The 3,067-nt window shown below is 69.9% G+C and carries 3 protein-coding genes; all 3 read left to right on the plus strand.

Annotated elements, in window-relative coordinates:
* On the plus strand, positions 1 to 646 hold a 646-nt coding region (locus G6021_RS11930), incomplete at its 5' end, for an SDR family oxidoreductase (protein WP_182610104.1).
* A 39-nt stretch (positions 647 to 685) separates the two neighbouring features.
* Positions 686 to 1,891: an acyl-CoA dehydrogenase family protein gene (locus tag G6021_RS11935; protein ID WP_182641372.1), complete on the plus strand. Its 1,206-nt coding sequence runs from the start codon at positions 686 to 688 to the stop codon at positions 1,889 to 1,891.
* Between the two features lie 73 nt (positions 1,892 to 1,964).
* A partial coding sequence (locus G6021_RS11940) for a thiolase family protein (RefSeq protein ID WP_182638622.1) occupies positions 1,965 to 3,067 on the plus strand: 1,103 nt, incomplete at its 3' end.

Raw genomic sequence — 3,067 nt, forward strand, 5'->3', positions numbered from 1 at the left:
CCTGGCCGCCCGCCGACGGGAGCGCCTCGACGCACTCGCCGAGGAGCTCCGCGCGGCCGGCGGAACGGCGTCGACGGTGGCCTGTGACGTCGCGGACCCCGAGGCGTGTGCGGCCATGGTCCGCTCGGCCATGGACTCCCACGGGCGGATCGACGTCCTGGTCAACAACGCCGGCATCGGCACCGCCGTGCCCGCGCTCAAGGAGACCCCGGAGCAGTTCCGGGGCGTGGTGGACGTCAACCTCCACGGCGCCTACTGGGCGGCCAAGGAGTGCGCGACCGTCATGGAGCCCGGCTCGAGCATCGTCAACGTGGCCAGCGTGCTCGGCCTGACCGCAGGATTCGCCCCGCAGGCCGCCTACTCCGCCTCCAAGGCGGCCGTCCTGGGACTGACCCGGGACCTGGCGGCCCAGTGGGGGAGCCGGCGGGGGATCCGCGTCAACGCCCTCGCCCCCGGGTACTTCGCCTCGGAGATGACCGACGAGATCCCCGAGACGATGCTCGCCGACATCACCGGACGGACGATCTTCGGTCGGCTCGGTCTGCAACCGGAGCTCGACTCCGCCCTTCTCTTCCTCGCCTCCGACGCCTCGTCGTTCATCACCGGGTCGACCCTCACCGTCGACGGCGGCATGACCCTTCACTAGTCCTCGACCTCACCAGTTCTCGACCCAGGAGACATCACGATGGAATTCGCGCACAGTCAGCGCAGCGTCGAGCTGCAGGAGAACATGTGGGAGTTCATGCGCGAGCATGTGTTCCCCGCCGAGCCGGTGTGGGCCGAGTACCTGCGCTCGCACGGCGACCACGAACACCCGCCCGTCATGGAGGACCTCAAGGCGGAGGCGCGGCGTCGCGGGCTGTGGAACCTCTTCCTGCCGGAGTGGTCCGGCATCTCCAATCTCGAGTTCGCGGCGGTCTCGGAGATCTCCGGTTGGTCGCCGGTGATCGCCCCCGAGGCCATCAACTCGCAGGCGCCCGACACCGGGAACATGGAGACCTTCCACCTGTTCGGGACCGACGAGCAGAAGGCCGCGTACCTCGAGCCGCTCAAGGAGGGCAGGATCCGGTCGGCCTACGCCATGACCGAGCCCGACGTGGCCTCCTCCGATGCGACGAACATCCAGACCGTCATCCGCCGCGAGGGCGACGAGTACGTGATCAACGGCCGCAAGTGGTGGATCACGGGAGTGGCAGACGAGCGCTGCGAGATCTTCATCGTCATGGGCAAGACGGACGAGACCGCCGAGACGCACCGTCAGCAGTCGATGGTCCTGGTCCCGCGCGGTACCCCGGGGCTCACCATCGAGCGCAACCTCCCGCTGTTCGGCTACCAGGACCAGCACGGTCACTGCGAGCTCGTCTTCTCGGACGTCCGGGTGCCAGCGTCGAACCTGCTCGGCGAGGAGGGCGCCGGTTTCGCGATCGCGCAGGCGCGTCTCGGGCCGGGCCGCATCCACCACGCCATGCGCGCCATCGGGATGGCCGAGCGGGCCCTGGCCCTGATGGTCGACCGCGCCAAGTCGCGGCACGCCTTCGGCGGGTACCTGTCCGAGCAGGGCGTGGTGCAGGAGCACATCGCCAACTCCCGCATCGAGATCGACCAGGCACGCCTGCAGGTCCAGCACTGCGCGTGGATGATCGACACCGTCGGCGCCAAGGAGGCCCGGTTCGAGATCTCGGCCATCAAGGTGATCGCGCCGCAGGTCGCGTGCACCGTGATCGACCGGGCGATCGAGGTCTTCGGTGGGGCCGGTGTCTCGGACGACACCCCTCTCGCCTACTTCTACGCCTGGGCGCGGGCCCTGAGGATCGTCGACGGCCCGGACGCCGTGCATCGCCGCACCATCGCGCGTGGCGAGCTCAGGCGCACGCCGCCGTACGTCGGCTGAACGTGATGCGCAACACTGACAAGACCCGGTCGGACGAGACCGGATACTCACCGTTCGAGAGAGGGACACGCACATGGGTGCAGTGATCGTGGAGGCCGTGCGCAGCGCGGTGGGCAAGCGCAAGGGTGGACTGGCCGGGGTGCATCCGGCCGATCTGTCGGGCACGGTGCTGAACGCTCTGGTCGAGCGCGCCGGGGTCGACCCGGGGATCGTGGAGGACGTGATCTGGGGGTGCGTGACCCAGGCCGGCGAGCAGACCGGGGACATCGCGCGTACCGCGGTGCTCTCCGCCGGGTGGCCCGAGACCGTCACCGGCGTGACCATCGACCGCCAGTGCGGTTCCTCGCAGCAGGCGCTGAGCTTCGCCGTCGCGGTGGTCGAATCCGGTTACCACGACGTGGTGGTGGCCGGCGGCGTCGAGTCCATGACCCGTCAGCCGATGGGCAGCTCGATCACCGGCGAGGGCATCCCGTACGGGCAGGACTTCCTGGGCCGCTACGACGGCACCATGCCCAACCAGGGCGTCGGCGCCGAGATGATCGCCGAGCGGTGGGGGCTGTCCCGCACGCAGCTCGACGAGTTCGCCGTGGCCTCGCACGAGAAGGCCGCCGCCGCGCAGGACGCCGGGTTCTTCGCCGGGCACATCGTCCCGGTGACCACCCCGGACGGGGTCTTCGATGCTGACCAGGGCATCCGCCGGGGCAGCACCGTCGAGGGGCTGGCCGGGCTCAAGACCCCGTTCAAGTCCGACGGCGTGATCCACGCCGGCAACGCCTCGCAGATCTCGGACGGATCCGCCGCGATCCTGGTGATGAGCGAGGAGGCCGCCGCCAGGTATGGCTGCACGCCGATCGCGCGTGTCCACACCGCCACGCTCGCCGGCGACGATCCGGTCATCATGCTCACCGCCCCGATCCCGGCCACGGCCAAGGCTCTCGAGCGCTCCGGGTTGACGATCGACGACATCGGGGTGTTCGAGGTCAACGAGGCCTTCGCCTCGGTGCCGATGGCGTGGCTCGCCGAGACCGGCGCCGACCCGGCCAAGCTCAACCCCAACGGTGGCGCGATCGCCCTCGGCCACCCGCTCGGCGGCTCCGGGGCCCGCATCATGACGGACATGGTCCACCACATGAAGGCGAACGGCATCAGGTACGGCCTGCAGACGATGTGCGAGGG

Origin of the sequence: Dietzia sp. CW19, from assembly GCF_014145265.1 — a bacterium.
In the GTDB taxonomy this organism is placed as follows: Bacteria; Actinomycetota; Actinomycetes; order Mycobacteriales; family Mycobacteriaceae; genus Dietzia; species Dietzia natronolimnaea.